Source organism: Arthrobacter sp. TB 23, assembly GCF_000294595.1.
Classification (GTDB): domain Bacteria; phylum Actinomycetota; class Actinomycetes; order Actinomycetales; family Micrococcaceae; genus Arthrobacter_D.
In genome coordinates this window covers 1-23,950 of record NZ_ALPM01000013.1, presented here as the reverse complement: position 1 = coordinate 23,950, position 23,950 = coordinate 1, and the positions used below count along the sequence as shown (strand labels likewise).

The window sequence follows — 23,950 nt, the reverse complement described above, 5'->3', positions numbered from 1 at the left end:
GGCGGGTTTTTCTTTGCCCGTGGGTTATCTGCGCCGGGACTATTTTCGTTCCAGAACCCGCCGACGCACCTTACTGGCATCCACCCAGACGTACCGGGCGAGGCTCTTCTCAACCCGTTGGATGCGGACGGCTGCGTCGGTCCACCCGAGGGCGAAGGCCTTGACCGTGGCTGTGCCGCCGTCAGCGTAGGTAAGGTCGGTCCACAGCGGGATCGTTGCCTTGGTGGTATGCACGTCCGCCGGGTCAGGTGCATTCACCTGCAGGGGCCGCCGCCAGTTGCGGGCACCGGGAGCCAGGCCCCAACTGTCGCCGTGGAACTTGTGCACCATGGACACGAGGATAGCCCCGGCCAATGACAAAGGGGGTCTCCCGGGCCTGCATCCCGGCACCCATGACCAGAAGGCCGTCATCAGTAGCTATCTCATTACAGGGTTGGAGGACATGTAGACCCTGCCGCGAACGGACGGCAGGGTCTACATGGGTTTGCGAGGAGTTAGAGGCTGGGTGCGGCTGGGATGTCGAGGTCGGTGTCGAGGAGGTGGTTGAAGTAGTTGGTGAACAGGTTCAGGGCCACGTGGGTGGAGAGTTCCGTGAGTTCGGTGTCTGACCATCCGGCGTCCAGGGCGGTTTGCCAGTCTGCGTCCTTGACGGACCCTTTGTTCGCGGTGGCCTGCCGGGTTAGTTCCAGCAGGGTTGAGAGTTTGTCGTCGAAGTCGATATTGCCGTTGCGGATGGCGATGGTCTGATCCTCGCTGAGTCCAGCGGCTTTGGCGCCCACGGTGTGCGCGGACTGGCAGTAGGTGCACTCGTCGACGTTGCCGACTACCAGAGCAATGGCTTCTCTGGTGCGCGCGTCGAAGGTACCGTAGTCACCGATGACCTGCTGGAGGGCGACGTAGGACTGCAGGACAACGGGGGAGTGGGCCATGGCGCCGTGAATGTTCAGGACTTTCCCGAACTGTTTCCCCAAAGCAGCGAGTTCGTTGCTGCTTTCCTTGGGAGCGGTTTCGGGAGTGTGGACGGTAACGCGGGTCATGGTGCTCCTTCTTTGGGTATCGACTACAGGAAAGTTTTCGGTGGAGGGGCTTTCGCGGGCACCACAGAAGGTCTGACGTTGGGGCTGATATGCCGGCGCCCGAGGGGTTAGGAGGTGGTGCGGGAAATTCGGCGCAGTCCTTCGGCGTCTTCGATGATGATCCGGCCGCGGCCTTGCCGGAGCAGTTTTTTGGCGGCGAAGTCGGACATGGTTTTGCTGGTGGCTTCGCGGGTTGCTCCGAGCAGTCCAGCAAGTTGTTCATGGGTGAGTTTCACGGCTACCGAGTGCGTGAACCTGCTGCGTGGGGCCGCGTCGGCGAGTTTGAGTAAGGTCGCTGCGGTTCGGGCTGAAAGGGGCCGCAGTGCCATGTCGGTGAGACGTTCTTCCAACCTGGCGACTTGTTCGCCGAGTAGGCGGGAGATTTTCACCGCCAGTTTGGGGTTTGAAAGGAAGTGGTTTTCGACATCTGCTGCGCTGAGCTGGCACACCGTTGATTCTTCGAGCGCTTCGGCATAGTTGTCGTACATTTGCATGCCTATCAGCACCATCTCGCCGAACACCGCGCCGGGTTCAAGGATTGCAATGGTGAGAGTTTTCCCATCCTCGGCTACCCGGAAAATCCGGATCCGCCCTGCTTTGAGGATGAACAGGGCCTGGATGGGCTGACTCTGGCTGAAGAGGATTTCACCACTGTGAAAGAGCCGGGGCGGAGACACCCTGTCGAGAGCATCCATGTCCTCGGCTGTGAGGTCAGCGAAAAGCTCCACGGCGTTGAGGCAGCTGAAGGGCTCCCCGGATTCGGTCAAGGGTTCTCTCTCCCGTTCATGTGGCGCCCAAACCGTCGCTGTTTTGCCAGCTGCGGAGACAATGGTGGTTGAGCAGGCGGCCACCAGGTTCGGCGTGGTCACCGGCCACGTCGGATAATGAGGGCCGCTACCAGTCCCAGAATAAGGCCATAAACCGCGTGTCCCATCAATGAGACACCAGACCCCGCGTCGAGGGCGAAAATGGGCATGCCCATTATGGTCGGCATGATCAGCAGCGGGCCAAGAACCCACCACAGCATGCCATAGACGCCGCCCACGACGGCGCTGATAATCAAGCCCTTTCTCAGCAATCCAGCACCGGGTACCGTCAGGGTGAGTCCGATCAACACCGAAATCGTCAAATGGACCAGGAAACCGACGATCGCCGAGTTTGAGCCAACCAGTGAGGCAATCATGCTCAGCATTCCCATGGTGGACATCAGAATCCCGAATACGATCCCGCCGGCAAGACCGCCCAAGGCCCCGGCCATAACACGGGTTCCGGTGGAGGTGCCGGGGTCAGTTGCGGATCTTTTCGCCCGCGTCTCGCTATGTGCTGAACTCATGTCCTTGCCTTCCTATCAGTGGTACTTACAGACGATAGACACGCCAGAACTCAGAGTTCTGCAATCTAGGACACAGTGGGCATCAGGCGACTAATTCGTGGGCCTGGCTGTTGCTGGGTGCCGGGCCCACCCGGGACCTCCAGCGCACCCCCGCCAGCCCAGCAGCGCCAGCGCCGGGGGGTGCCCCGGGATCGTTCCCGAACTAGGGCGCGGCCGACCTTGGTGGAACAGCGGTGGCGGGCACTTCGGAGGGTGTTTGCCGCAGACCGCGCCCTATTCGCCCCCTGCGGTGATTGGCTTATTCGGCTAGGGCGTTGATGACGGCGAGGGCGAGGTCGTGGCTGGATTGGGGGTTCTGGCCGCTAATCAGGTTGCCGTCGCGCACCACGAAGGATGACCAGTCAGCGCCCAGCTCCACTACGGCGCCCTGCTCCTGCAATGCGGTCTCCACGAACCACGGGGTGTTCTCCCCGGTTCCCCCGGATAGCTCCTCTTTGTTGGTGAACACGGTCATCCGCCGGCCCTCGAAGGCGAACCTTCCGTTTCCGTCCACTGCACTGAGCAATCCGGCAGGACCGTGGCAGAACGGAGCGATGATTCGCCCGCTGTCGTTGGCGGCGATCAGGATGCGGCCAAGGTCCTCGTTCTGAAACAGGTCAGCCATCGGGCCGTGCCCGCCTGGCAGGACCACAGCGTCATAAATCGCGGCGTCCACTTCGGCGAGGACCAGCGGTGCGGATAGTTCATCGTCGATGGAGGTGATGTACTCCCGGAACTCATCGACTTTCTCCTGCCCTCCGGCCATTTCCGGGGCGAGGCTGACCTGGTCGAACGTCGGCTTCACCCCGCCAGGGGAGGCGATGTGGACCGTGTGTCCGGCGCCGAGGAGGGTCCGGTGGGAAACCACCAGTTCCTCGGCCCACACCCCGGTAGGGTGCTGACTACCGTCCTTCATCGTCAGGGAATCAGCGGCCGAAACGACCATCAGAATCTTTGCCATGGTGTTTTTCTCCTTTGTGATAGCAGGTAGACCCATGCACGGACCCCTGTGAAGGAACCTGTGCTTGGACCCCTTCAGTGGGGGCATAGGGTTTGCCTGAGACGGTCCGCAGGATCACGAAGCTGGCGTGGTCAGGCGGCTCCACGCGGCCAGATCGAATTCAGGCACGGGCTGCGTGGGAAGAAGTCTCATTACCCCGCTCAACCAGCCCCGCAACGTGGGTATTCCCCGTTATCCGCCGTCACTGCGGTGTGGCCGGCCTGCAAACCGCTCGCCGACGACGTCGCAGCCCTCCTTGGTTCGTGGATGGCGAGCGCGCGACACGCGGAGGCGGGTTGTTCCGGCAAGATGCCACGTCTGATCGCGGGGCCCCTCCCGAAGGCAATAGGGCCAATCACCACGGACATGCGCCGAGCCCTCGACGAGCGCTGCGTCCTAACCGAAGCGCGAGCAGGTGCCGTGCACTCACAACCGTTGTCGATGCCGTTCAAACCTGCCTCTATTAGCGGTCTCTCTGGCACCTGCCAACCCCGGTGACAACACCTCCTGGATCATCAGTGACTGGGGGCGGCAATCATGCCGGGGCCAGCAGGCCAGCACACCCACATCCTGCACCAGAAACGGGCTACGAAAACGGTAACGGGGGAAGTAGTGCGGCGCTACCGGTGAGGTGAGCAGACCACGGACGAAAGACCCTAATCCAATCGGGCCCAACGGAGTTAGATAGCAGATGAGCAGGAAAGTCCCTCAACTTGCGACTCGAGAGGTAAGGGCAAAATCATGAGCGGGAGCATCATCGCGAGATGGCGTGCGGGCGCGGCGGCTGCGAAGCGGAGCGTCATCGTGGGTGGCCTCGTGTCAGGGCTCGTACTGACCGGTGTGGTTCCCACGGGGACCGCGGTCGCAGCGCCGGCCTACACCGCTCCAGGGATGACCGTCGAGGAGTCACCTGCCGCACTGCCAGCGCAGACTCTGCCGTCCAACCCCTCCATCGGCTTTTCGTCGCCCTACCGGATTGGGCATGGATGGACAGCCTCACGAACGATCTCGGTCGGCGACTGGGATGGCAACGGCTTCAGCGATCTGATGCTGATTGCGCCCGACGGCCGACTCCTCTATTACGCGGCCAACGCTCGGGAGCGTTTCGCGTCCCCCCGCCAGATCGGGAACGGCTGGCTGGTCGCCGAGAGCGTCCAGGGTGGCGTGGACTGGAATCGTGACGGTGCCCTCGACCTGATCGCACGCTTCAAGGACGGGCGGTTGATGCTGTATCCGGGCAACGGTTCGGGTGGATTCCTCGCTGCGCGCCAGATCGGCCATGGTTGGCTGAGCATGCGGACGTGGACGCCGGTGCAGCAGTCCGTCAACGGGTATCCCGCTGTCGCGGCCACCGATATGGCCGGCATCATGCACGTCTACCCGACCAACGGCACCGGTAGCTTCCTTCCCCGTATCAGACTGGGTGGAGGCTGGCTCCCCATGCGCCAGGTCGTGGGAGCGGGCGACTGGGACAAGAACGGCCGCTCTGATCTGCTCGTTGTGGACAGCGAGGCCAGATTGCGCCTCTATGCCGCCTCGTCCAGCGGCACATCGTTCCCCATGACACAGATCGGAACGGGGTGGTCCGCCTTCCCGAAGATCTTCGCCACTCAGCTCGATCCTCGCGCCCAGACGATCTGGGCGGTGCGGACGGACGGCGCCCTGTATGCCTATCCCGCAAAGTACAGGGGCCCCAATGCCGCATTCGTACCATGGCCATCCGTCCCCACCAGGTGGGATGACACCGACTGGGAGTCCTTCCCCACGACGCGCCCCGTCGTGGCGCTTACCTTTGACGGCGGTGCCTCCAATGCGGGGGTGACCTCCATCCTCAACACTCTCGACCGGTATGACGCGACGGCGTCCTTCTTCGTGACCGGCCAGTTCGCGCGTGCATATCCTGCGAGCGTGCGCGCCATGGCAGCTGACGGATACCCCGTCGGCAACCACTCCAACACCCACCCGTATTTCTCGCAGCTCACCAACGAGGCCATCCGGCTCGACCTGGCGCGAGCGGAGGCCGCCATCTGGCCGCTCACCGGCAAGACGACCATGCCCTACTTCCGGTTCCCCTACGGCGATCGGACTCAGCTCGACATCGACGTCGTCAACGGTTTCGGTTACGTTCCGTTCCGTTGGACGGTGGACACGCTGGGCTGGCGAGGGACATCCGGCGGCATCACCGCCTCGATTGTGTGCCAGCGGGTCCTGAACACGGCCCGTCCCGGCCAGATCGTTCTGATGCACGTGGGTTCCAACCCGAACGACGGCACCACCCTCGACGCCGCCGCCCTGCCCTGCATCATCGAAGGGTTGCGCGCCAGGGGCTACGGCTTCGTCACGGTGGAGGCTCTGCTGGACTGATGGAGTGCCGCATCACCGGTCCGCGTCACCCGGCCGACTTGTAGCCTCCCTCGGCGGTGTGCATACGACGAACTGTGACGCCGCCAGGTTCAGTCCGGGGTATGCGGTCGTATCTTGGAAGAGTGAACCCTTTCGTGGCCGCCGCTATCGTCGTTGTGCTGGTCCTCGGTGCCCTCGGCATCGGACTGGCCATGCGTCACCGGTCTGGCGGCAAGCGCTCCGTGCAGGTGGGGGAGATCGCCCCGGCGGACGTGGACCTCGCGGTCCTGGGCGAACGCGCGACAGTGGTCCAGTTCAGCACCGCTTACTGCTCCCGCTGCCCTGGCGTACGACGGGCCCTCACAAACACGTTCAGGGATTACGACGGCGTCGTGTACACCGACGTCGACCTCACCCACCGGCCACATCTCGCCTCGCGGCTGAAGGTGATGCAAACCCCTACCGTGCTCGTCGTCAATCCGAACGGCGATGTCGCTGCACGCTACGCGGGCGCGGTATCAGTGGCGTCCATCCGTGCCGAAATTGACACCCTGGAAGGACCCGGCGATGACCGCCTTGCCTCATAACCCCTCGACCACACCTCTCCCCGGTATTTACCCTCGTGGCCCACGGTTTGCGGCCGCGTTGACGGCCTGCCTGCTGCTGGTCGGCACCTTCTTCGCCCTCCTGACGGCGGACGCGACTCCGCGCCTGAGTCTCGCGGAAAAGGTGTCCGACCCCGGGTTTATGATGCTTGCGATCACCGCCATCCTGTTCGCCTGGGGCTTCACGTCCCCACGGACCGCTCTCTGGGGCGTGCTGTTCCGCAAGGTTCTCAGCCCCCGGCTCACACCGCCGGTCGATCGTGAAGACCCTCGACTGCCACGTTTTGCTCAGGTGGTCGGCTTCATTGTGGTGACGATGGGACTGCTGCTGTACCTCGCAGCCGTCCCGTGGGCGCTTCCAATCGCCGGAGGTGCCGCGTTCGTCGCCGCGTTCCTGAACGCAGCGTTCGGACTGTGCCTCGGCTGCCAGTTGTACCTGGTCCTGGCGCAGGCCGGGCTCATCCGGCCACGAGGCGGACTCGCCGGCGCCTGAGCGAGGCAGCTCAAACGAATCACTGTCTCACGACCGGTCCTGACACCTTCAGCGGACAAGGCCGGTACCCCGGAGTATGTTGGAGCCATGGCATCTGAGGCAACAGTCCTGTCCGTTGACGGACCCCACGGCACCCGCGACGTGCGGATCTCCAGTCCCAGCCGGGTGCTCTGGCCCGATCTCGGTATCACCAAGCTCGACCTCGCCAAATACCTCGTCGAGGTGGGGGAGGCCTTCGTCGCTGCCAACGGCGACCGCCCCCTCGCCCTGCAGCGGTTCAAGGACGGGATCGACGGCGAACAGTTCTTCTCCAAGAACCCGCCCAAGGGTGCACCCGACTACATCCGATCGGTGCCCGTGATCTACCCGAGCGCCCGATCCCACCCGCAACTCGTCATCGATGAACCTGCCGCCGCCGTCTGGGCAGCCCAAATGAACACCATCGTCTTCCACCCCTGGCCGTCACGGGCCGAGAACTCCGACAACCCTGACCAGTTGCGCATCGACCTGGATCCCCAGCCGGGAACCGATTTTGACGACGCCGTCCCCGCCGCAATCGAACTGCGCAAGGTGCTCGAGGAGGCCGGACTCAACGCCTTCATCAAAACCTCCGGCAACCGGGGGCTCCACGTCTTTGCCCCGATCGAGCCGGTCCGGGAGTTTCTCGACGTCCGCCATGCGGTGATCGCGGCAGCCCGCGAACTGGAACGCCGCATGCCCGACGCCGTCACCACCGCGTGGTGGAAAGAGGAACGTGGGGAGAAGGTGTTTGTCGATTTCAATCAAGCCAACCGGGATCGCACCATCGCCGGCGCCTACAGTCCGCGGGCCCTGGCCCACGCACCGGTCTCCTGCCCGATTGGGTGGGATGAGCTGGAGAGCGCCGACCCGAAGAACTTCACCGTCCTCACGGTGCCCGAACGGCTGAAAACCGTCGGCGATCCGTGGGCCAGCTTCCACGAAAAGCCCGGCACCATCGACAAACTGCTTGACTGGTGGCAGCGCGACCTTGACTCCGGTCTCGGCGAGCTACCCTTCCCGCCGGACTACCCGAAGATGCCGGGGGAGCCCTCCCGCGTCCAGCCCAGCAGAGCGAAGAAGGACAAGTAGGTTCTCGGGTTTTATTCTCTAGGCGAGGACCTCATTCAGGTCATACGCCACCGGGACCTCCAACTGGTCGAAGGTGCAGGACTCGGGGTCGCGGTCCGGCCGCCACCGGGAAAACTGGGCCGTATGACGGAAGCGTGAGCCCTCCATCTGGTCATAGCGCACCTCCATCACCCGCCGCGGGTGCAGCCGCACAAAGGACACATCCTTGCCGGAAGCGAACCGGCTTCGATCGGTTTCCCCACGGACAGGCTCACCTGAAGCATCGCGCACGACGTCGGACGCCAGCTCATCGACCAGCTCCAGCCGGCGTTTGTTGGTGAACGCCGACGCGCCGCCCACATTGCGCAGTTCGCCGTCGTCGTACAGCCCCAGCAGCAGGGACCCGACACCGGCGCCGCTGGTGTGCACCCGGTAACCGAGGACGACGACGTCGGCGGAGCGGTGATGCTTGATCTTGAGCATGCGGCGCTTGCCAGGCTCATATCCGGCGTCCAGCGGCTTGGCGACGACGCCGTCGAGCCCAGCTCCCTCAAACTCGACCAGCCAACGGCGGGCGAGCTCTACGTCGTCGGTCGTTTGAGACACATGGACAGGGGCAGCGAACGCACCAGCAATGCCCTCCAGGGCGGCCCGACGCTCAGCGAACGGTGAGCTCATCAGATCCTTCGACCCAGCAGCCAGCAGATCGAAAGCGACGAACGAGGCGGGTGTTTCCTCGGCCAGTAACCTGACCCGGCTGTCGGCGGGGTGGATGCGCTGCGACAGCGCCTCCCAGTCCAGCCGCTCATTGCCGGGGGAGCCGGTGCGGACCACAATCTCGCCGTCGACCACGCAGCGCTCCGGAAGGGACACCTTCAGCGCCTCAACCAGTTCCGGAAAATACCGGGTGAGCAGCTTCGACCCGCGGCTGCCGATCTCCAGGGTGTCGCCATCACGGTGGATGATGGCTCGGAATCCGTCCCATTTCGGTTCGTACAGCAGGCCGCCAGCCACACTGTCCGGCTCAGGCACATCGCTGACGGCTTTGGCGAGCATGGGCTGAACGGGGAAGGGGAGATCGGTCATGAACTGATCTTTCCTCACTCGGCGAGCTGAGGGTAGTCCACCCCTGCCCATCGTCCAATCACTATGCCTATACTCGATCAGTGGCATCCAGCGGACGTCGCGCCCAGTCACACCGGAGTACGACGAAAGGCTGCCCATGAGCAACGTTCCAGATAACCTTCACTACACGGCTGAGCACGAATGGGTGACCCCGCCAAGTACCGACGGTGTGGTCCGCGTCGGCATCACGGACTTCGCGCAGGACGCTCTGGGCGACGTCGTCTACGTCCAGATGCCGGAGGCCGGCTCGCCGGTGACCGCAGCCGACGTCGTCGGTGAGGTGGAATCCACCAAGAGCGTCAGCGACATCTACGCGCCTGTGACCGGTGAGGTGGTGGCCCGAAATGAGGCCCTTGAGGACAATCCCGCGCTCATCAACTCTGATCCCTACGGTGAGGGGTGGCTCCTTGAAATCAAGGTCGCCGATCCATCCGTCGTGGATGAGCTTCTGAGTTCATCGGATTACTCACAGCAGGTAGGCTAGGGGTACCGGCTCGTCCGGCACAACTAGGCAAGATCACCGTTGCAAGGACACGGTGGCCAACCGGTCGTTCGACTGGTTGGCCACATATTTTGGGGAGGAACACCATGGTTGGCAACGAGAACGCGGCCACGTATGGCGGAAGAGAAAATCAGGCGCCGTCGCCGGAGACCACCACAATTGGAATCCCGGCGCTAGCCCCCACCGCAGTGGACCCAAAGCTGTCCCCGGAAGAGCAGGCGGCGGTCGCCGCGCTGCCCAGCACCTCTGCCTTGCTCGTGGCTCATACCGGCCCCAATTCCGGCGCCCGCTTCCTCCTGGACCAGGACGTGACAACGGTCGGACGCCACCCCAACGCTGATATCTTCCTCGACGACGTTACGGTGTCCCGTAAGCACGCCCAGTTTGAGCGGACCGACAGCGGATTCACCGTGCTGGATACCCGTAGCCTCAACGGCACCTACGTCAGCAACGACCGGGTGGACAAGGTTGCGTTGCGCAACGGCAACGAAATCCAGATTGGCAAGTTCCGCCTGACCTTCTACAGTGCCCGGACAGCAGCGCCACAGCAGTCACCAGTTCAGCCTCTCGGACAGGAATAGGTCCCGCTGCATGCCCTCACCCCAGCCAGCTCGGCGCACCGTAGGACTCGCACCAGAACGAGTCCACGGCAATGTGCTCAACATCGGCGAGGTCCTCACCGAACTGTCCGGGGACTTCCCGCAGATCACTGCGTCCAAAATCCGGTTCCTGGAGGAAAAAGGGCTGATCTCCCCTCAGCGCACCCGGGCCGGATACCGGAAGTACGCGCCGCATGATGTGGAGCGCCTCCGCTTTGTGCTGGCACTGCAGCGGGACCAGTACCTGCCGCTGAAGGTCATCAAGGACTACGTGGACGCGATCGACCGCGGTGAGAAGCCGGAATCGCTGCCCGGCGGTATGACCCTGTCCCCGCGGATGGTCTCGGACCAGATGTCCCGCGACCTGCACTCCCACACCCGCTCCCTGACCCTCGAAACTCTGACGGCCGAGGCCGGCGCCAGGCACGCCCTGGTGCTCGATCTGGTGGGCTTTGGCCTGATCGCCCCGGTTGACGGCCGCTTCGACGAACATGCCCTCCGCGTCACCCGGGCATGCGTATTGCTGGAGGGCCACGGGATCGAACCCCGGCACCTCCGCCCTTTCCGCGCCGCAGCTGACCGCGAACTGGGCCTCGTTGAGCGGGTTGTGACACCCGTCGCTTCCCGTCGGGACGTGGCCTCCAAGGCACGCGCCGCCGAAATGGCCCGCGAAATCAGCGAGCTGTGCCTGAACCTGCACACAGCGTTGGTACAGGGCCACATTTCCCGTATGGATAGCTAGGGGGCCGCAATGCTTGAAGTAGAAGTCGTCGGAGTCCGAATCGAACTGCCCTCCAACCAGCCCCTGGTGCTGCTGAAGGAAACCAAGGGGGAACGCCACATCCCGATCTGGATTGGCGCCCCGGAAGCCAGCGCAATCGCCTTCGTTCAGCAAGGCATTGTCCCGCCCCGGCCCATGACCCACGACCTCCTCGTCAGCGTGGTCAGCGCCCTCGGCCGCGAGATCAGCCAGGTCCGGCTGATCTCCGTCGAAGATACCGTTTTTCACGCAGAGCTGGTGTTCGACGACGGCACGGCGGTGAGCTCTCGCGCATCCGACGCCATCGCGGTCGCCCTGCGCGTCCCCTGCCCCATCTACTGCGCCGTCTCTGTCCTGGACGAGGCGGGCGTGGAGATCACCGAGGCAGCTGACGACGACGACGACGATACGCCCGCTGCGCCCCCAGTCAACGCCGAACGGGAGTTGCGCCAGTTCCGCGAGTTCCTCGCCGACGTGGAACCCGAGGATTTCGAACGTTAAGGTTCCGACACGCCAAACTCTTTATGCCCTGCATCTTTGACCTGGAGTGCCCGGCGATCTAACGTCGAAGCATACGGTTTCATTGCACTACCCATTAACTCAGGGCAGACTTGAGAGCAAACCCTGAGAATCCGGTGCGTGCCCAGTGCCTACCGTCCAAGTATTCCCACGGTTATCAGAACGAGGAGGCAGCACGTGAGTCCCAAAGGCGACGCCGGTACGGGTTCCAACGCGGTTGCGTCCGGATCCGGGATCCCGGCCAGTGCGCAGGGCCTGCTGTTCACCGAAGATCTCCCCGTCCTTGATGAAGATGCTGGCTACCGCGGTCCCACAGCCTGCAAAGCGGCCGGCATCACGTACCGCCAGCTCGACTACTGGGCCCGGACTGGCCTCGTGGAACCAGCAGTCCGAGGCGCCTCCGGTTCGGGCACCCAGCGACTGTACGGTTTCCGGGACATCCTGGTATTGAAGGTCGTCAAACGACTGCTCGACACAGGCGTCTCCCTCCAGCAGATCCGCGCCGCAATTGAGCACCTCCGCGAACGCGGCGTCGAGGATCTAGCCCAGATCACCCTGATGAGCGACGGCGCCAGCGTCTACGAGTGCACCTCGGCCGAGGAAGTCATCGACCTGGTCCAGGGTGGCCAGGGCGTATTTGGTATTGCTGTCGGCAAGGTCTGGCGTGAGGTGGAAGGCAGCCTCGCGGCCCTCCCCAGCGAACACGCAGCCGATCAGGACTTCCCCGACGATGAACTCAGCAAGCGCCGGGCCACCCGCAAGATCAGCTAGGGCCTAGCTAACCCACCTATGGATTAGGCGAGGCCCCCTTCGAGCAAGCGAGAGCCCCCTGAGCTAAGCGAGTCACCTCGTTCCCTCAGGCGCGTCGGGCCACCCGGCTTCTCAGCCGGCCGGAATCCACCAGGTTTTTCAGCAACTCATCAAAGTAGCCGGCGGCATTGCGCGCCGATTCGCCCGGCCAATGGTGCACCGAGTGGGCGGCACCCTGGATCTGCTGCCAGTTCGCCTGCTCAGTAATGGTGGGACTCAATAGGAGATCACCAAACATTTGGCGCATTTCCGCGAGGCGGAACGCGTGCTCGTTCGAACCGGGACGTACCCGGTTGGCGACAATCCCGGCGGTGGACAGATTCGGCGCAAATTCTCGTTTGAACAGCTCGATAGCCCGCATGGTCCGCTCTGTGCCTGCCACCGAGAACAGGCTCGGCTCGGCGACCAGCAGCACCCGGTTGCTGGCGGTCCACGCCATCCGGGTCAGCCCGTTGAGGGATGGCGGGCAATCGATGAGGACCAGCCCATAACCCTCCAGACGCGACAGCAGGGTGGTGAGCCGTCGCAGATCCCGCCGTCCCAGATCTGGTCGGTCGTAAATACCCGAGTAGGCGGAGCCCACTGCGACGTCGAGAACAGGTGCCTTCCCCGACAACGGCGGGTTCTGTTGGATGGCCGAAGCCACCCAACCGCTGGGCACCACGTTGGCTCCGAGGTCGCCGCGACGCGCAATCTTCAGCAGACGGCCGATATCGAGTTGATCAGCGGATCTCACACCCAGACCGGTGGTGGCGTCAGCATGCGGGTCCAAATCAACGACCAGGGTCGGGATTCCAGCGGCAAGCGCTGCCGAGGCCAATCCGAGAGTCACGGACGTCTTGCCGACACCGCCCTTGAGGCTGCTGATGCTCACTACTTGCACTTGTTAAACCAATACCTAACATCTCGTGTGCGCGGCTGCCGGACGTCGCGCCAGCGGGAATCCTGGGCAGCAGTTTGAGCCGGCGGCCCCTATTTCGTCTGGGTTTGGTCAGTTCCGCATCAATGGCGGTCGACCTACCGTTCCATCATAGGTGAGCGGTAGGGGTTCCGAAGTCAGCGGTGCCCGGGACGCCGGTCAGATGTTGAGAAAGGTTAAGAGGTCGACGTCACAGCGCGGTAGGGTGAGGATTGCCGTGATGCAGGACACGGACGCACGTATCCATTGGTGAGATGCACGGACGCAGGAGAGCAATGTTTTCGAAGATTCTGGTAGCAAACCGTGGCGAGATTGCCATCCGCGCCTTCAGGGCTGGCTTTGAGGTGGGGGCAAAGACGGTTGCTGTGTTCCCGTACGAGGACCGCAACTCGATCCACCGGCAGAAGGCAGACGAGGCTTACCTCATTGGTGAAGAGGGTCACCCGGTCCGCGCCTACCTGGACGTAGACGAAATTGTGCGCGTCGCCAAGGAATCCGGGTGTGACGCCATCTACCCGGGCTACGGTTTCCTGTCGGAAAACCCGGGACTCGCCCGGGCCGCCGAAAGGGCCGGCATCACCTTCGTCGGACCGCCAGCCGATGTGCTGGAACTGGCGGGCAACAAGGTGCATGCGCTGGAGGCCGCCCGCAAGGCAGGCATCCCGGTCCTGAAGTCATCCCAGCCGAGCGCCGACCTGGATGAGCTGATCGCCGCGGCTGACGAGATCGGGTTTCCCATCTTCGCGAAGGCGGTTGCTGGCGGTGGCGGTCGCGGAATGCGCCGCGTCGACAAGCGGGAGGCGCTGCCCGAGGCCCTCGAGGCTGCCATGCGGGAAGCCGACTCCGCGTTCGGTGATCCGACCATGTTCCTGGAACAGGCGGTGCTCCGTCCCCGCCACATTGAGGTGCAGATCCTCGCGGACGCGCAGGGCAATGTGATGCACCTGTTCGAGCGGGACTGCTCCATTCAGCGCCGGCACCAGAAAGTCATCGAGATTGCTCCAGCTCCGAACCTTGATGAGGGCATCCGGCAGGCCCTGCACCGGGACGCGGTCGCTTTCGCCACCGCCCTAGGTTATGTCAACGCGGGCACCGTCGAGTTCCTCGTCGACACGGTGGGGGAGCGGGCGGGTCAGCATGTCTTCATCGAGATGAACCCCCGCATCCAGGTGGAGCACACCGTTACCGAGGAGATCACCGACGTCGACCTGGTGCAGGCGCAGCTGCGCATCGCCGCGGGTGAGTCCCTCGCGGACCTTGGCCTGAGCCAGGACAGCGTCCAGGTGCGGGGTGCTGCCCTGCAGAGCCGCATCACCACCGAGGACCCCGCCAACGGTTTCCGGCCCGACGTCGGACAGATCACCGCCTACCGGTCCGCTGGCGGCGCCGGGGTGCGGCTCGACGGCGGCACCGTCTACGCGGGCGCTGAAATCAGTCCGCACTTCGATTCGATGCTGGTGAAACTGACCTGCCGTGGTCGCGATCACAAGTCGGCCGTGACCAGGGCCCGACGCGCCCTGGCCGAATTCCGGGTGCGAGGGGTGTCGACCAACATTTCCTTCCTGCAGGCCGTCCTTGACGATCCCGACTTCATCGCCGGCGACGTCGCGACCAACTTCATCGACGAACGCCCCGAACTGCTCACCGCCCGGGTCTCTGCAGACCGCGGGACCAAGCTGCTGACCTGGCTGGCAGATGTGACAGTCAACAAGCCCCACGGTGAGCGGCTCGTGGAGATTGACCCCGCCGACAAGCTGCCCGTTGCTGGTGAGGGCGAGGCGCCCCCAGGGCCGGGGTCGCGTCAGCGGCTGCAGGAACTCGGTCCCGAGAAGTTCGCTGCCGAGCTCCGTGCCCAGAAAGCCGTCGCCGTCACCGACACCACTTTCCGCGACGCGCACCAGTCGCTGCTCGCCACCCGGGTCCGCACCCGTGACCTGGTGGCCGCCGGCGACGCCGTCTCCCGCCGGACACCCCAGTTGCTGTCCGTTGAGGCGTGGGGCGGTGCCACGTACGACGTCGCACTCCGGTTCCTCGGTGAGGAACCGTGGGAGCGTCTCGCAGCCCTGCGCAAGGAACTGCCAAACATCTGCCTGCAGATGCTGCTGCGAGGCCGGAACACGGTCGGTTACACCCCGTACCCCGAGGAGGTCACCGAGGCCTTCGTGAAGGAGGCAGCCGAGACCGGCATCGACATCTTCAGGATCTTCGACGCACTCAATGACGTCTCCCAGATGGAACCAGCCATCCGCGCGGTCCGTGCCACCGGTACCGCGGTGGCCGAGGTTGGCCTTTGCTACACCTCCAACATGCTCGACCCCGAGGAGAAGCTCTACACCCTGGAGTACTACCTCGAGTTGGCGCAGCGGATCGTCGACGCGGGCGCCCACATCCTGGCGATCAAGGACATGGCCGGCCTGCTGCGGCCAGCGGCAGCCGCCCAGCTCGTCACTGCCCTGCGTGAGCGTTTTGACCTGCCCGTTCATCTCCACACCCACGACACCGCCGGCGGCCAGCTGGCCACGCTGCTCGCCGCCGTGGACGCGGGAGTGGACGCCGTCGACGTCGCCAGCGCCTCCCTCGCGGGGACCACGAGCCAGCCCTCGGCGTCGGCACTGGTCGCGGCCCTGGCCAATACTGAACGGGATACCGGGATTTCGTTGGCGGATATCTGCTCGCTGGAACCCTACTGGGAGGCAGTCCGCCGCGTGTATGCCCCGTTCGAGTCGGGGCTGCCAGGACCTACAGGTCGGGTGTACCGGCATGAGATTCCGGGTGGCCAGCTGTCCAACCTTCGCCAGCAGGCCATCGCCCTGGGCCTCGGGGAACGGTTTGAAGCTATCGAGGACATGTACACGGCGGCGGACCGGATACTTGGGCGGCTCGTGAAGGTCACCCCGTCGTCGAAGGTGGTGGGGGATCTCGCGTTGCAGTTGGTGGGGACCAACGTGGATCCCGCCGACTTCGAGGAGAATCCGCAAAACTACGACATCCCCGATTCGGTGATCGGTTTCCTCAGCGGGGAACTCGGGGATCCTCCCGGCGGGTGGCCAGAGCCCTTCCGCACCAAGGCCCTGCAGGGCCGCGAAATCAAGGTCCGCGACGCGGAGATCAGTGCCGAAGACCTGGCCGCGCTGACCGGGGATTCGAAAGTCCGACGCGCGACCCTCAACCGGTTGCTGTTCGCCGGCCCCACCAAGGATTTCCTGGCCACCCGGGAAACCTACGGCGACGTGTCGGTCCTGGACACCCGCGACTACCTGTATGGCTTGCAGCAGGGCAGCGAGCACGTTATCCCGCTCGAAAAGGGTGTCCGGCTGATCGCCACCCTCAGCGCGGTGTCGGAGCCTGATGAGAAGGGGATGCGCACGGTGATGTGCACGCTGAACGGGCAGATGCGACCCGTCGTCGTGCGTGACCGCAGCATCCACAGTGATGTCAAGGCGGCGGAGAAGGCGGACAAGTCGGCGCCGGGCCAGATCGCTGCGCCTTTCGCCGGTGCTGTCACCGTCACGGTTGCCGAGGGGGACACCATTGAGCAGGGCGCGACGATCGCCACGATCGAAGCGATGAAGATGGAAGCCGGAATCACCTCACCGGTGGCAGGCACGGTCAAGCGGATCGCCGTCGACGCCGTCTCCCAGGTGCAGGGCGGGGATCTGCTGATGGTGATCGAGACCGCCTAGCCGGTACGGCCGTGCGGGTTCTGGTGCGCTAGTGTTTGGCTGGAGACCACGGCGCATTTGGCGCGCCATCTTCGAACCTGTGAGGAACTATGGCCCCGCAAGATCCGTCCGGTACCGGCCCGGACATTGACCCATCCGACGACACTCAGTCCGACCTACCGGAGACTGATTCTCCTCACGCCGGGGACAACGCGGATGCTTCCGTCTCCGTGGGTCGCGATCCCGAGGGTCGAGGATCGGTTGACCACGAGTTGGCGACCGATCATGGAGCGTTGACCGGCCTTCCGGTCGACTACACCTCGGCGCTGCCCCTCGGGAACGCCGACGCCCCGGCACTGCCATCCGCGGTGCCGTCGGTGCTGGCCGCGCCTGCGGCTAAGGCGCCGGAAACTCCTGCGACGCCTTCAGTTTCCGCGACGCCTACAGTTTCTGCGGCGGCTGAGCCGGCGGCGGATCTTGCGGGCTGGTTCCCCTCGGCTACTGCCACGCCCCCGGTCGAGCGGCCAGCCGCTGAGACCACTGAAGCGCGCAGCGCCCGCCGGCAGAAGGAAACCGGTCCTGAAACCGCCGCCTCACTGACGTCTGAGCGGCTCCTTGAGGTAACGAAGCGTCCCCCTGTTGACGGCTGGCGCAAGCTCCTCCATACGCTGAGCTTTGGCTATCTGAACCTCGGCGATTCTGACGCCGTCCGGATCCGCCGCGCACTGGAGCACCGGATTTCGGTGCGGTTGGGGGAGCGCACCCGCTATGTTCCTGTGCTGTCGCGGAAAGGCGGGGTGGGAAAGACCACTGTCACCACGCTGCTTGGCATGACGCTGGCCCAGGTCCGCGAGGACCGCATCATTGCGATGGACGCCAACCCGGACCGGGGGACGCTCTCCGATCGTTCGCCCGGCAAGGCCGACTTCACAGCCCGCCAGTTGGTGCAGAACCGGTTCATGGTGGATTCCTTCGCCCAGCTCTCCAGCTATGTGGCTCGCGAAGGGTCCCGGCTGCATGTGCTGGCCTCCGATACGGACCCGGCAATCGCCCAGGCATTCGACGACGCCGACTACCGCGCGGTCACCGATATCCTGAGTCGCTACTACTCGATTGTGCTGACCGATTCGGGCACCGGCATGGTGCACTCGGTGATGAAGGGAACCCTCGAGAAGGCCGACGCCGTCGTGCTGGTTTCCGGCGGAAGTGTGGACGAGGCCCGGCTGGCTTCCGAAACCCTGTCCTGGCTCGAGGCACACGGACGCCACGACCTGGTGGCTAGTGCCATCGTCGTGATCAACCTGTCCTCCGGGAACGGAACCCAGGTGAACGTGACCGAAATCGAAGAGCACTTCCGGTCCCGAGTCAGCACCGTTGTCCGCATTCCCTACGACCGTCATCTGGCAGAAGGTTCACAGGTGGACCTGGCCCGGCTGAAACCGGCAACGCGGGATGCTGTCGTCGAACTTGCGGCGCTGGTCGTCGACGAACTGCAGTGACTCACTACGACCTGGCGATAGTCGGTTCCGGTTCCGGCAACAGCCTGATCACCCCCGACTGGGATGACCGAAAAGTGGCGTTGATCGACGGCGGCGTGTTCGGCGGGACCTGCCTGAACGTCGGCTGTATACCGACCAAAATGTTCGTCTTTCCTGCCGAACTGGCCACCGGGGCACAAGAGGCGCAGTCACTCGGTGTCGACCTTGAGCTCCGCGACGTCAGGTGGAGGGCCATCAGGGACCGCATCTTCTCTCGGATCGACGCGATTTCCCGGGACGGCAGACGATACCGGGCAGACGAGCTGGACAACGTCACCCTGTACCAGGAATACGTGCGGTTCACGGGGGAGAAGTCCTTCGTCACCGCGACGGGCGAGGAGATCCACGCGGACCAGATCGTCATCGCAGCGGGATCACGGGCGGTGCTACCGGACATTCCGGGAATCACCCTTCCGCAGGTGCATACCTCGGACACCATCATGCGGTTGGATGAGTTGCCGGCGCGGATCCTCATCATCGGCGGCGGCTACATTGCCGCCGAATTCGCTCACATCTTCGGCGCATTTGGCTCAGCTGTCACCATGGTTAACCGCTCCGGCAGCCTGTTACGTACCCTCGACGACTCCGTCTCGGAAGCGTTCACCGCGGAGGCGCTTCGCCGGTGGGACGTCGTCCTCAATCACACCGTCGCCTCACTGACCGCCAACGACGACGGATCCGTGCACGCGGTAATCGACGGACCCGAAGGTCAGGAACTGGACGTCGACGTCGTGCTGGTGGCCATCGGCAGGGTGCCGAACACCGACCGGTTGGGAGCCGCCGACGTCGGGCTCGATCTCGATACTGAGGGTCGCCTGGTCGTGGACGGACACCAGCGGGTCCTCCGCGACGGTTCGCCTATCGACGGGCTATGGGCCCTGGGTGACGTCAGCAACCGGTTCCAGCTCAAACACGTCGCCAACCATGAGGCACGGGTCGTCTCGCACAACCTGATCCATCCTGGCAGTCTGCGCACCAGTGACCACCGGTTTGTCCCGGCGGCGGTGTTCACGCACCCTCAGGTCGCAGTTGTCGGCCTGACCGAAGCTGAAGCACTGGCGAAGGCCGAGGCTGAAGGCTTTGAGATTACTGTTGCCGTCCAGCAATACGGGTCGACTGCGTTCGGCTGGGCGATGGAGGACACCATCGGGTTTGTGAAGCTGATCGCCAACCAGCGCACCGGCATGATTCTCGGCGCCCACGTCATGGGCCACGAGGCGTCGATGATCATCCAGCCGATCATCCAGGCGATGTCCTTCGGACTCGATGCCCAAACCATGGCCAGCGGACAGTACTGGATTCACCCGGCCCTCACGGAAGTAGTCGAGAACGCTCTACTGTCCCTGAAGACCGGGTAAATCAGCTACCGATTTCTGGCTGCGCTAGGCGCGAGGGGCCGAGTAGATGCCCTCGACCACCGAGGAGTAATCCTTCAGGACCTGGGCCCGCTTGATCTTCAGGGATGGGGTCAGGTGCCCGCTGGTCTCGGTGAAGTCGGTGGCCACAATTCTGAACGCCTTGATTGACTCGGCTTGTGAGACGTTCGCGTTGGCCTGATCCACCAGTTGCTGCACTTCGGCGGTAACCAGTGGGTGTTCGGCGGCCTGAGCCACGGTGGTGTTCTTGGGTAGCTGGTGGCGCTCAAGCCAGCCCGGCAGAGCCTCTTCGTCAAGGGTGATCAGGGCCGAGATGAAGGCCCGGTGATCGCCGACGACAACGCACTGCGATACCAGGGCGTTGGATCTGATGGTGTCTTCCAGCTGTGCGGGGATGACGTTCTTGCCACTCGCGGTGACGATGATTTCCTTCTTGCGACCGGTGATTTTCAGGAACCCGTCGCCATCCAGCTCGCCGATATCGCCCGTGCGGAACCAGCCGTCGGCGAAGGCTTCTTCGGTAAGGTCATCGCGCTTGTAGTAGCCGCGCATCACGCAGACGCCCTTGGCGAGGATTTCGCCGTCGTCGGCAATCTTCACTGCGTTGCCGGGAAGCGGCGCCCCGACCATGCCGATCTTGATCTTCTTCGGTGTGCTCACGGTGATTGGTGCCGTGGTCTCGGTGAGGCCGTACCCCTCGAGGACCATCAGGCCAATGCCGTGGAAGAAGTGGCCCAGCCGGTCGCCCAGTGGTGCGCCGCCGGAGACGGCATGCTCCACGCGGCCGCCCATGGCTTCGCGGATCTTGCTGAAGAGGATCCGGTCAAAGACCGCGTGTTTCACCTTGAGCGCCAGCGGTACCTTGCCGGCCTGGTCGGCTTTGGACCATTCGATGGCCACCTTGGCGCCGGCGTGGAAGATCTTGCCCTTGCCGCCGTCCTCGGCTTTGAGCATCGAGTTGTTGTAGACCTTCTCGAACACGCGGGGGACGGCGAGGATGAAGGACGGCTTGTAGCTCTGCAGATCCGGGAGCAGGTTCTTGACATCGGGGGTGTGGGCCACGGTAGCGCCGACAGACACACACAACACGGAGATGAACCGGGCGAATACGTGGGCCAGGGGGAGGAACATGATGGTCTGGGCACCCTCGTGGGCTACCTCGGGGAGGGCTGCCCCGGCGTTCACCGACAGCTCGACGAAGTTCCCGTGCGTCAGTTCGCACCCCTTGGGCTTGCCTGTGGTGCCCGACGTGTAAATGATGGTGGCGACGTCGTCGAGCCCCGCGGTCCGACGGCGGTCTTCCAGCGCTTGATCATCGATGTCGGTACCGGCGCCGCGCAGGGGATCCAGGCCGTTGTTGTCCAGCTGCCACACGTGCTGAACACCGGGGATGTTCGCTGCGGCTGCCGCCTGGCGCACCACGTTCTCATGGCGGGCCGATTCGACGAAGGCAGCGACCGCGCCCGAATCCTCAAGGATCCAGCCCACCTGTGAGGGTGATGAGGTTTCGTAGACGGGTACTGAGATGGCTCCGGCAAACCAGATCGCGAAGTCCACCAGCGACCACTCGTACCGGGTGCGAGCCATGATCGCCACGCGGTCGCCGGCCTGGACGCCGCTGGCCATCAGGCCTTTTGCGAGGAGCTGGACGTCAGCGAGGAATTCAGTCGCCTGGATGTTCTGCCACTCTCCGGCGTTGTCCTTTTTGGAGAACAACGCTGGGTTGGACGGCTTTGCAGCCTGTTTGACAACCAGCTCCGTGATATTACTGTCACGGGGCGTGTCCACCATTACGGGGACGCTGTATTCGCGCACGACTATCTCCTTTGATATCTCCAAAACTTGCTGGATTTCATTAGCCTATAGGTTCAACCGACGTTAATACTCTCCAGTAATGTACGAATCGGTAACGGTAGGGCAACGCCGATGGCAATCCAGCGGAGGACAACCAATGATCAGGCAGACGGACGCCCCGGCAGTGCCCCGGCTGCGGGGTCAGCTCCGCGCCCCCGGTGGCGGGGGTCTGGGTGCCCTACGGCGGCCTGTTGGCTTCACCGCTGGCTACCCAGATTCGCCCACGTTCCTGCGCCGTGGGCTTGCGATCGGGATCGATATTGGTGGGACCAAGGTGGCAGCCGGCGTCGTCGACATCCACGGCAACATCCTCGCCGAATCCCGCAGGGATACGCCCGGACACGATCCGAGGCACGTCGAAGCGATCATCGCCGAGCTGGTAGCCGAGCTGTCGGTCGGCCACCGGATCCGGTCGGTGGGGATCGGCGCCGCTGGCTGGATGGACCTGACCAACGGGACCGTGCTCTTCAGCCCCCATCTGGCGTGGCGCAATGAGCCCCTACGCCACAATCTGGAGCGGATCCTTCGGCGGAGGGTGACCGTGGTCAACGACGCCGACGCCGCCGCGTGGGCCGAATGGCGGTTCGGTGCAGGCCAGGGGGAGAGCCGGTTGGTCTGCATCACCCTGGGCACCGGCATCGGCGGAGCCATGATCATGGACGGCGCCCTGGAGCGGGGACGTTTCGGGGTGGCTGGGGAGTTTGGCCACCAGATCATCGTGCCGCAGGGTCACCGCTGTGAATGCGGAAACCGGGGATGCTGGGAGCAGTACGCCTCAGGCAACGCGTTGGGGCGGGAGGCGCGGGAGCTTGCGACCGCCAACTCCCCGGTAGCCCAGGCATTGTTGAGGGAGGTCGACGGCGACCCGCAGCTCATCACCGGGGCCGTCGTCACCAAGCTGGCGCTGGAAGGAGACCCGGCGAGCCGGGAACTGGTCGACGACGTCGGGCAGTGGCTCGGGCTTGGGCTCGCCAACCTGGCTGCTGCGCTGGACCCGGGAACCTTTGTGGTGGGCGGCGGACTGGGTGCTGCCGGAGATGTGCTGCTGGAACCGGCCCGGCGAGCTTTTGGCCGCAACCTGACGGGTCGAGGGTTCCGCCCGGCTGCGCGGGTGGAAGCTGCAGCGTTGGGGCCTTCTGCCGGGTTGGTGGGGGCGGCGGATCTCTCCAGGTTGAGTCCGCGGTTGAGCCGCGGGCGCGCTGGCCGGAACTAGAACGGGGCTTCTTAGGCGTTCCTGTCCTCCTGAGCGATAAGCGGCAGGCTATTGGTTGCGTTGCGCAACTATGACCGGCTGACACTGCAAGACGCATCGACTCTTTTGAGTGGAACCGCAATGAGCACCGGACGATGGGCACTCTTTGTACTTGCCGGAATACTCCTGATCATCTCGATCATCCGGACGCTGCAGGGGTCTGAGTACCTTTGGGCTACCGGTCTAGCCATGGTGATCACGATGGGAAGTGTCCTTTGGGAACGGCACTAGGACCTAAAGAAGAAAGCCCTGGCCGCCAGCCAAGTCGCGGTGTCCCCAAGTTCGGCTTTATCGGGCCCTGCTTCGCTGAGTACACTGCTGCAACCGGTGGACTCCAGCGGACTCGTGCACCTTGATGCGCTGCATCTCTCGGTGCAGCGGGTGCCCAGGGGGCGGTCCGGTGATGGTTCTGTGGGCCCGAAAATAGTTGAAAAAGTTTTTCGGGTGACCCTGAATCGGCCCCTATTTTGTCAGTGGGCGATGATGGAATAGAGGTATGAAAGGCAGCGACGCTTCTGCTCCCGGATCGGGATTTTCCCCCGAAACCGGCCCCGGTTCTGGCCCCGGTTCTGGCCGCGATTCCGTCTTCGAGAGCGGGTCCGCGAACACTGCTTCGGGGAATGCGGGTGGGTACGGTCCGGGCGGTCCGCTGGGCGGGGAAGCGACCTGGACCGCTCCGACCGGGCCGGGGGCTCCGGTGCCGTTGTCTGGCCAGGTATCGGTCGCGGCGATGGTGACGTTGAACGCGGGGCAGACCGTGAACCTGCTCAAGACGCTCTCAGCGTTGCGGTCCTGGGTCGACGCGCAGGAAGCCAAAGCCCTCACCCACCTTCATGACGTGATAACCGAGGAACATTCGTGGGCCGAAGACCAGGACCACACTCACGCCCTGGCTGCGTCGGAGATCGGTGCGGCCCTGCGCCTGCCGGAGCGCACCGCTGGTTCCCTGCTTGACCATAGTGAGCTGCTGGTCCGCGATTACCGGGCCACCCTGACCGCGTTGGAGGATGGCAGGTTATCGCGCCGTCACGCGTGGGCGGTGGTCGGGGAAGCGAT

General features: G+C 64.1%; 22 protein-coding genes and 1 pseudogene. 15 read left to right on the top strand and 8 right to left on the bottom strand.

Annotated elements, in window-relative coordinates; genetic code table 11:
- Positions 1–39: 39 nt before the first annotated feature.
- The 5 genes from B384_RS0101550 to B384_RS0101525 all read right to left on the bottom strand — a co-directional run bounded on the left by B384_RS0101550 (position 40) and on the right by B384_RS0101525 (position 3,409).
- Positions 40–330, bottom strand: coding sequence for a hypothetical protein (locus B384_RS0101550; protein ID WP_019481385.1), 291 nt, complete (start codon positions 328–330; stop codon positions 40–42).
- A 164-nt stretch (positions 331–494) separates the two neighbouring features.
- Positions 495–1,037, bottom strand: coding sequence for a carboxymuconolactone decarboxylase family protein (locus B384_RS0101540; protein WP_019481383.1), 543 nt, complete (start codon positions 1,035–1,037; stop codon positions 495–497).
- Between the two features lie 107 nt (positions 1,038–1,144).
- A complete protein-coding gene (locus tag B384_RS0101535) occupies positions 1,145–1,843 on the bottom strand; it encodes a Crp/Fnr family transcriptional regulator (RefSeq protein ID WP_035766159.1) in 699 nt (232 codons plus the stop codon).
- A 98-nt stretch (positions 1,844–1,941) separates the two neighbouring features.
- Positions 1,942–2,409, bottom strand: a complete 468-nt coding sequence (locus B384_RS0101530; protein WP_237715198.1) for a hypothetical protein — start codon at positions 2,407–2,409, stop codon at positions 1,942–1,944.
- Between the two features lie 298 nt (positions 2,410–2,707).
- Positions 2,708–3,409 (bottom strand): type 1 glutamine amidotransferase domain-containing protein, encoded by a 702-nt coding sequence (locus B384_RS0101525; protein ID WP_019481380.1) that lies wholly within the window; start codon positions 3,407–3,409, stop codon positions 2,708–2,710.
- Positions 3,410–4,189: 780 nt separating this feature from the next.
- Here B384_RS0101525 and B384_RS20890 point away from each other — a divergent pair.
- The 4 genes from B384_RS20890 (at position 4,190) to ligD (ending at position 7,999) form a co-directional block, all read left to right on the top strand.
- Positions 4,190–5,812, top strand: coding sequence for a polysaccharide deacetylase family protein (locus B384_RS20890; protein ID WP_019481379.1), 1,623 nt, complete (start codon positions 4,190–4,192; stop codon positions 5,810–5,812).
- A gap of 122 nt (positions 5,813–5,934) precedes the next feature.
- Positions 5,935–6,378: a thioredoxin family protein gene (locus B384_RS17360; RefSeq protein ID WP_019481378.1), complete on the top strand. Its 444-nt coding sequence runs from the start codon at positions 5,935–5,937 to the stop codon at positions 6,376–6,378.
- Complete coding sequence (locus B384_RS0101510) at positions 6,359–6,889, top strand: DUF4395 domain-containing protein (protein WP_050994820.1); 531 nt, start codon at positions 6,359–6,361, stop codon at positions 6,887–6,889. Before B384_RS17360 ends, B384_RS0101510 begins: the two co-directional genes overlap by 20 nt.
- An 87-nt stretch (positions 6,890–6,976) precedes the next feature.
- Positions 6,977–7,999 carry a non-homologous end-joining DNA ligase gene (gene ligD, locus B384_RS0101505; protein WP_019481376.1) on the top strand — a complete coding sequence of 341 codons (1,023 nt, stop codon included), beginning with the start codon at positions 6,977–6,979 and terminating at the stop codon, positions 7,997–7,999.
- 18 nt (positions 8,000–8,017) lie between these two features.
- Here ligD and B384_RS0101500 read toward each other — a convergent pair whose 3' ends face one another.
- Positions 8,018–9,064: an ATP-dependent DNA ligase gene (locus tag B384_RS0101500; protein ID WP_019481375.1), complete on the bottom strand. Its 1,047-nt coding sequence runs from the start codon at positions 9,062–9,064 to the stop codon at positions 8,018–8,020.
- Positions 9,065–9,200: 136 nt separating this feature from the next.
- Between B384_RS0101500 and gcvH the strand changes: the two genes are divergently transcribed.
- The 5 genes from gcvH to B384_RS0101475 all read left to right on the top strand — a co-directional run bounded on the left by gcvH (position 9,201) and on the right by B384_RS0101475 (position 12,254).
- Positions 9,201–9,587: a glycine cleavage system protein GcvH gene (gcvH, locus tag B384_RS0101495; RefSeq protein ID WP_019481374.1), complete on the top strand. Its 387-nt coding sequence runs from the start codon at positions 9,201–9,203 to the stop codon at positions 9,585–9,587.
- Between the two features lie 104 nt (positions 9,588–9,691).
- Positions 9,692–10,186: an FHA domain-containing protein gene (locus tag B384_RS0101490; RefSeq protein ID WP_019481373.1), complete on the top strand. Its 495-nt coding sequence runs from the start codon at positions 9,692–9,694 to the stop codon at positions 10,184–10,186.
- Positions 10,187–10,196: 10 nt separating this feature from the next.
- Complete coding sequence (ftsR, locus tag B384_RS0101485) at positions 10,197–10,946, top strand: transcriptional regulator FtsR (protein WP_019481372.1); 750 nt, start codon at positions 10,197–10,199, stop codon at positions 10,944–10,946.
- A 9-nt stretch (positions 10,947–10,955) separates the two neighbouring features.
- Positions 10,956–11,465: a bifunctional nuclease family protein gene (locus B384_RS0101480; RefSeq protein ID WP_019481371.1), complete on the top strand. Its 510-nt coding sequence runs from the start codon at positions 10,956–10,958 to the stop codon at positions 11,463–11,465.
- 195 nt (positions 11,466–11,660) lie between these two features.
- Complete coding sequence (locus B384_RS0101475; protein ID WP_019481370.1) at positions 11,661–12,254, top strand: MerR family transcriptional regulator; 594 nt, start codon at positions 11,661–11,663, stop codon at positions 12,252–12,254.
- A gap of 85 nt (positions 12,255–12,339) precedes the next feature.
- Here B384_RS0101475 and B384_RS0101470 read toward each other — a convergent pair whose 3' ends face one another.
- Entirely contained in the window at positions 12,340–13,176 is an 837-nt protein-coding gene (locus B384_RS0101470) for a ParA family protein (RefSeq protein WP_026040882.1), read from the bottom strand.
- A 311-nt stretch (positions 13,177–13,487) separates the two neighbouring features.
- On the opposite strand from B384_RS0101470, the gene B384_RS0101465 reads away from it, so the two are divergent.
- The 3 genes from B384_RS0101465 to B384_RS0101455 all read left to right on the top strand — a co-directional run bounded on the left by B384_RS0101465 (position 13,488) and on the right by B384_RS0101455 (position 19,770).
- A complete protein-coding gene (locus tag B384_RS0101465; RefSeq protein WP_019481368.1) occupies positions 13,488–16,895 on the top strand; it encodes a pyruvate carboxylase in 3,408 nt (1,135 codons plus the stop codon).
- A gap of 89 nt (positions 16,896–16,984) precedes the next feature.
- The gene (locus B384_RS17355; protein WP_019481367.1) at positions 16,985–18,373 is read left to right on the top strand and encodes a MinD/ParA family ATP-binding protein; all 1,389 of its coding nucleotides are present in this window, start codon (positions 16,985–16,987) and stop codon (positions 18,371–18,373) included.
- On the top strand, positions 18,370–19,770 hold the full coding sequence (locus tag B384_RS0101455; protein WP_019481366.1) for a mycothione reductase: 1,401 nt from the start codon (positions 18,370–18,372) through the stop codon (positions 19,768–19,770). Before B384_RS17355 ends, B384_RS0101455 begins: the two co-directional genes overlap by 4 nt.
- 24 nt (positions 19,771–19,794) lie before the next feature.
- Here the strand turns inward: B384_RS0101455 and B384_RS0101450 are convergent, their stop codons facing one another.
- A complete protein-coding gene (locus tag B384_RS0101450; protein WP_024477546.1) occupies positions 19,795–21,603 on the bottom strand; it encodes an AMP-dependent synthetase/ligase in 1,809 nt (602 codons plus the stop codon).
- Positions 21,604–21,739: 136 nt separating this feature from the next.
- On the opposite strand from B384_RS0101450, the gene B384_RS17350 reads away from it, so the two are divergent.
- The 3 genes and pseudogenes from B384_RS17350 to B384_RS20735 all read left to right on the top strand — a co-directional run.
- Positions 21,740–22,855, top strand: coding sequence for an ROK family glucokinase (locus tag B384_RS17350; protein ID WP_019481364.1), 1,116 nt, complete (start codon positions 21,740–21,742; stop codon positions 22,853–22,855).
- 120 nt (positions 22,856–22,975) lie between these two features.
- Complete coding sequence (locus tag B384_RS20435) at positions 22,976–23,125, top strand: hypothetical protein (protein WP_019481363.1); 150 nt, start codon at positions 22,976–22,978, stop codon at positions 23,123–23,125.
- 265 nt (positions 23,126–23,390) lie between these two features.
- Positions 23,391–23,950 (top strand): annotated as a pseudogene (locus B384_RS20735) (HNH endonuclease); the annotation flags it as partial.

Bases quoted from the DNA above. Each gene is read 5' to 3' on its own strand.
- ligD (WP_019481376.1), top strand. From the start codon at position 6,977: ATGGCATCTGAGGCAACAGTCCTGTCCGTTGACGGACCCCACGGCACC.
- B384_RS20890 (WP_019481379.1), top strand. From the start codon at position 4,190: ATGAGCGGGAGCATCATCGCGAGATGGCGTGCGGGCGCGGCGGCTGCG.
- B384_RS17350 (WP_019481364.1), top strand. From the start codon at position 21,740: ATGATCAGGCAGACGGACGCCCCGGCAGTGCCCCGGCTGCGGGGTCAG.
- ftsR (WP_019481372.1), top strand. From the start codon at position 10,197: ATGCCCTCACCCCAGCCAGCTCGGCGCACCGTAGGACTCGCACCAGAA.
- gcvH (WP_019481374.1), top strand. From the start codon at position 9,201: ATGAGCAACGTTCCAGATAACCTTCACTACACGGCTGAGCACGAATGG.
- B384_RS20435 (WP_019481363.1), top strand. From the start codon at position 22,976: ATGAGCACCGGACGATGGGCACTCTTTGTACTTGCCGGAATACTCCTG.
- B384_RS17355 (WP_019481367.1), top strand. From the start codon at position 16,985: ATGGCCCCGCAAGATCCGTCCGGTACCGGCCCGGACATTGACCCATCC.
- B384_RS0101500 (WP_019481375.1), bottom strand. From the start codon at position 9,064: ATGACCGATCTCCCCTTCCCCGTTCAGCCCATGCTCGCCAAAGCCGTC.
- B384_RS0101540 (WP_019481383.1), bottom strand. From the start codon at position 1,037: ATGACCCGCGTTACCGTCCACACTCCCGAAACCGCTCCCAAGGAAAGC.
- B384_RS0101550 (WP_019481385.1), bottom strand. From the start codon at position 330: ATGGTGCACAAGTTCCACGGCGACAGTTGGGGCCTGGCTCCCGGTGCC.
- B384_RS0101510 (WP_050994820.1), top strand. From the start codon at position 6,359: ATGACCGCCTTGCCTCATAACCCCTCGACCACACCTCTCCCCGGTATT.
- B384_RS0101530 (WP_237715198.1), bottom strand. From the start codon at position 2,409: ATGAGTTCAGCACATAGCGAGACGCGGGCGAAAAGATCCGCAACTGAC.
- B384_RS0101465 (WP_019481368.1), top strand. From the start codon at position 13,488: ATGTTTTCGAAGATTCTGGTAGCAAACCGTGGCGAGATTGCCATCCGC.
- B384_RS0101480 (WP_019481371.1), top strand. From the start codon at position 10,956: ATGCTTGAAGTAGAAGTCGTCGGAGTCCGAATCGAACTGCCCTCCAAC.
- B384_RS0101525 (WP_019481380.1), bottom strand. From the start codon at position 3,409: ATGGCAAAGATTCTGATGGTCGTTTCGGCCGCTGATTCCCTGACGATG.
- B384_RS0101490 (WP_019481373.1), top strand. From the start codon at position 9,692: ATGGTTGGCAACGAGAACGCGGCCACGTATGGCGGAAGAGAAAATCAG.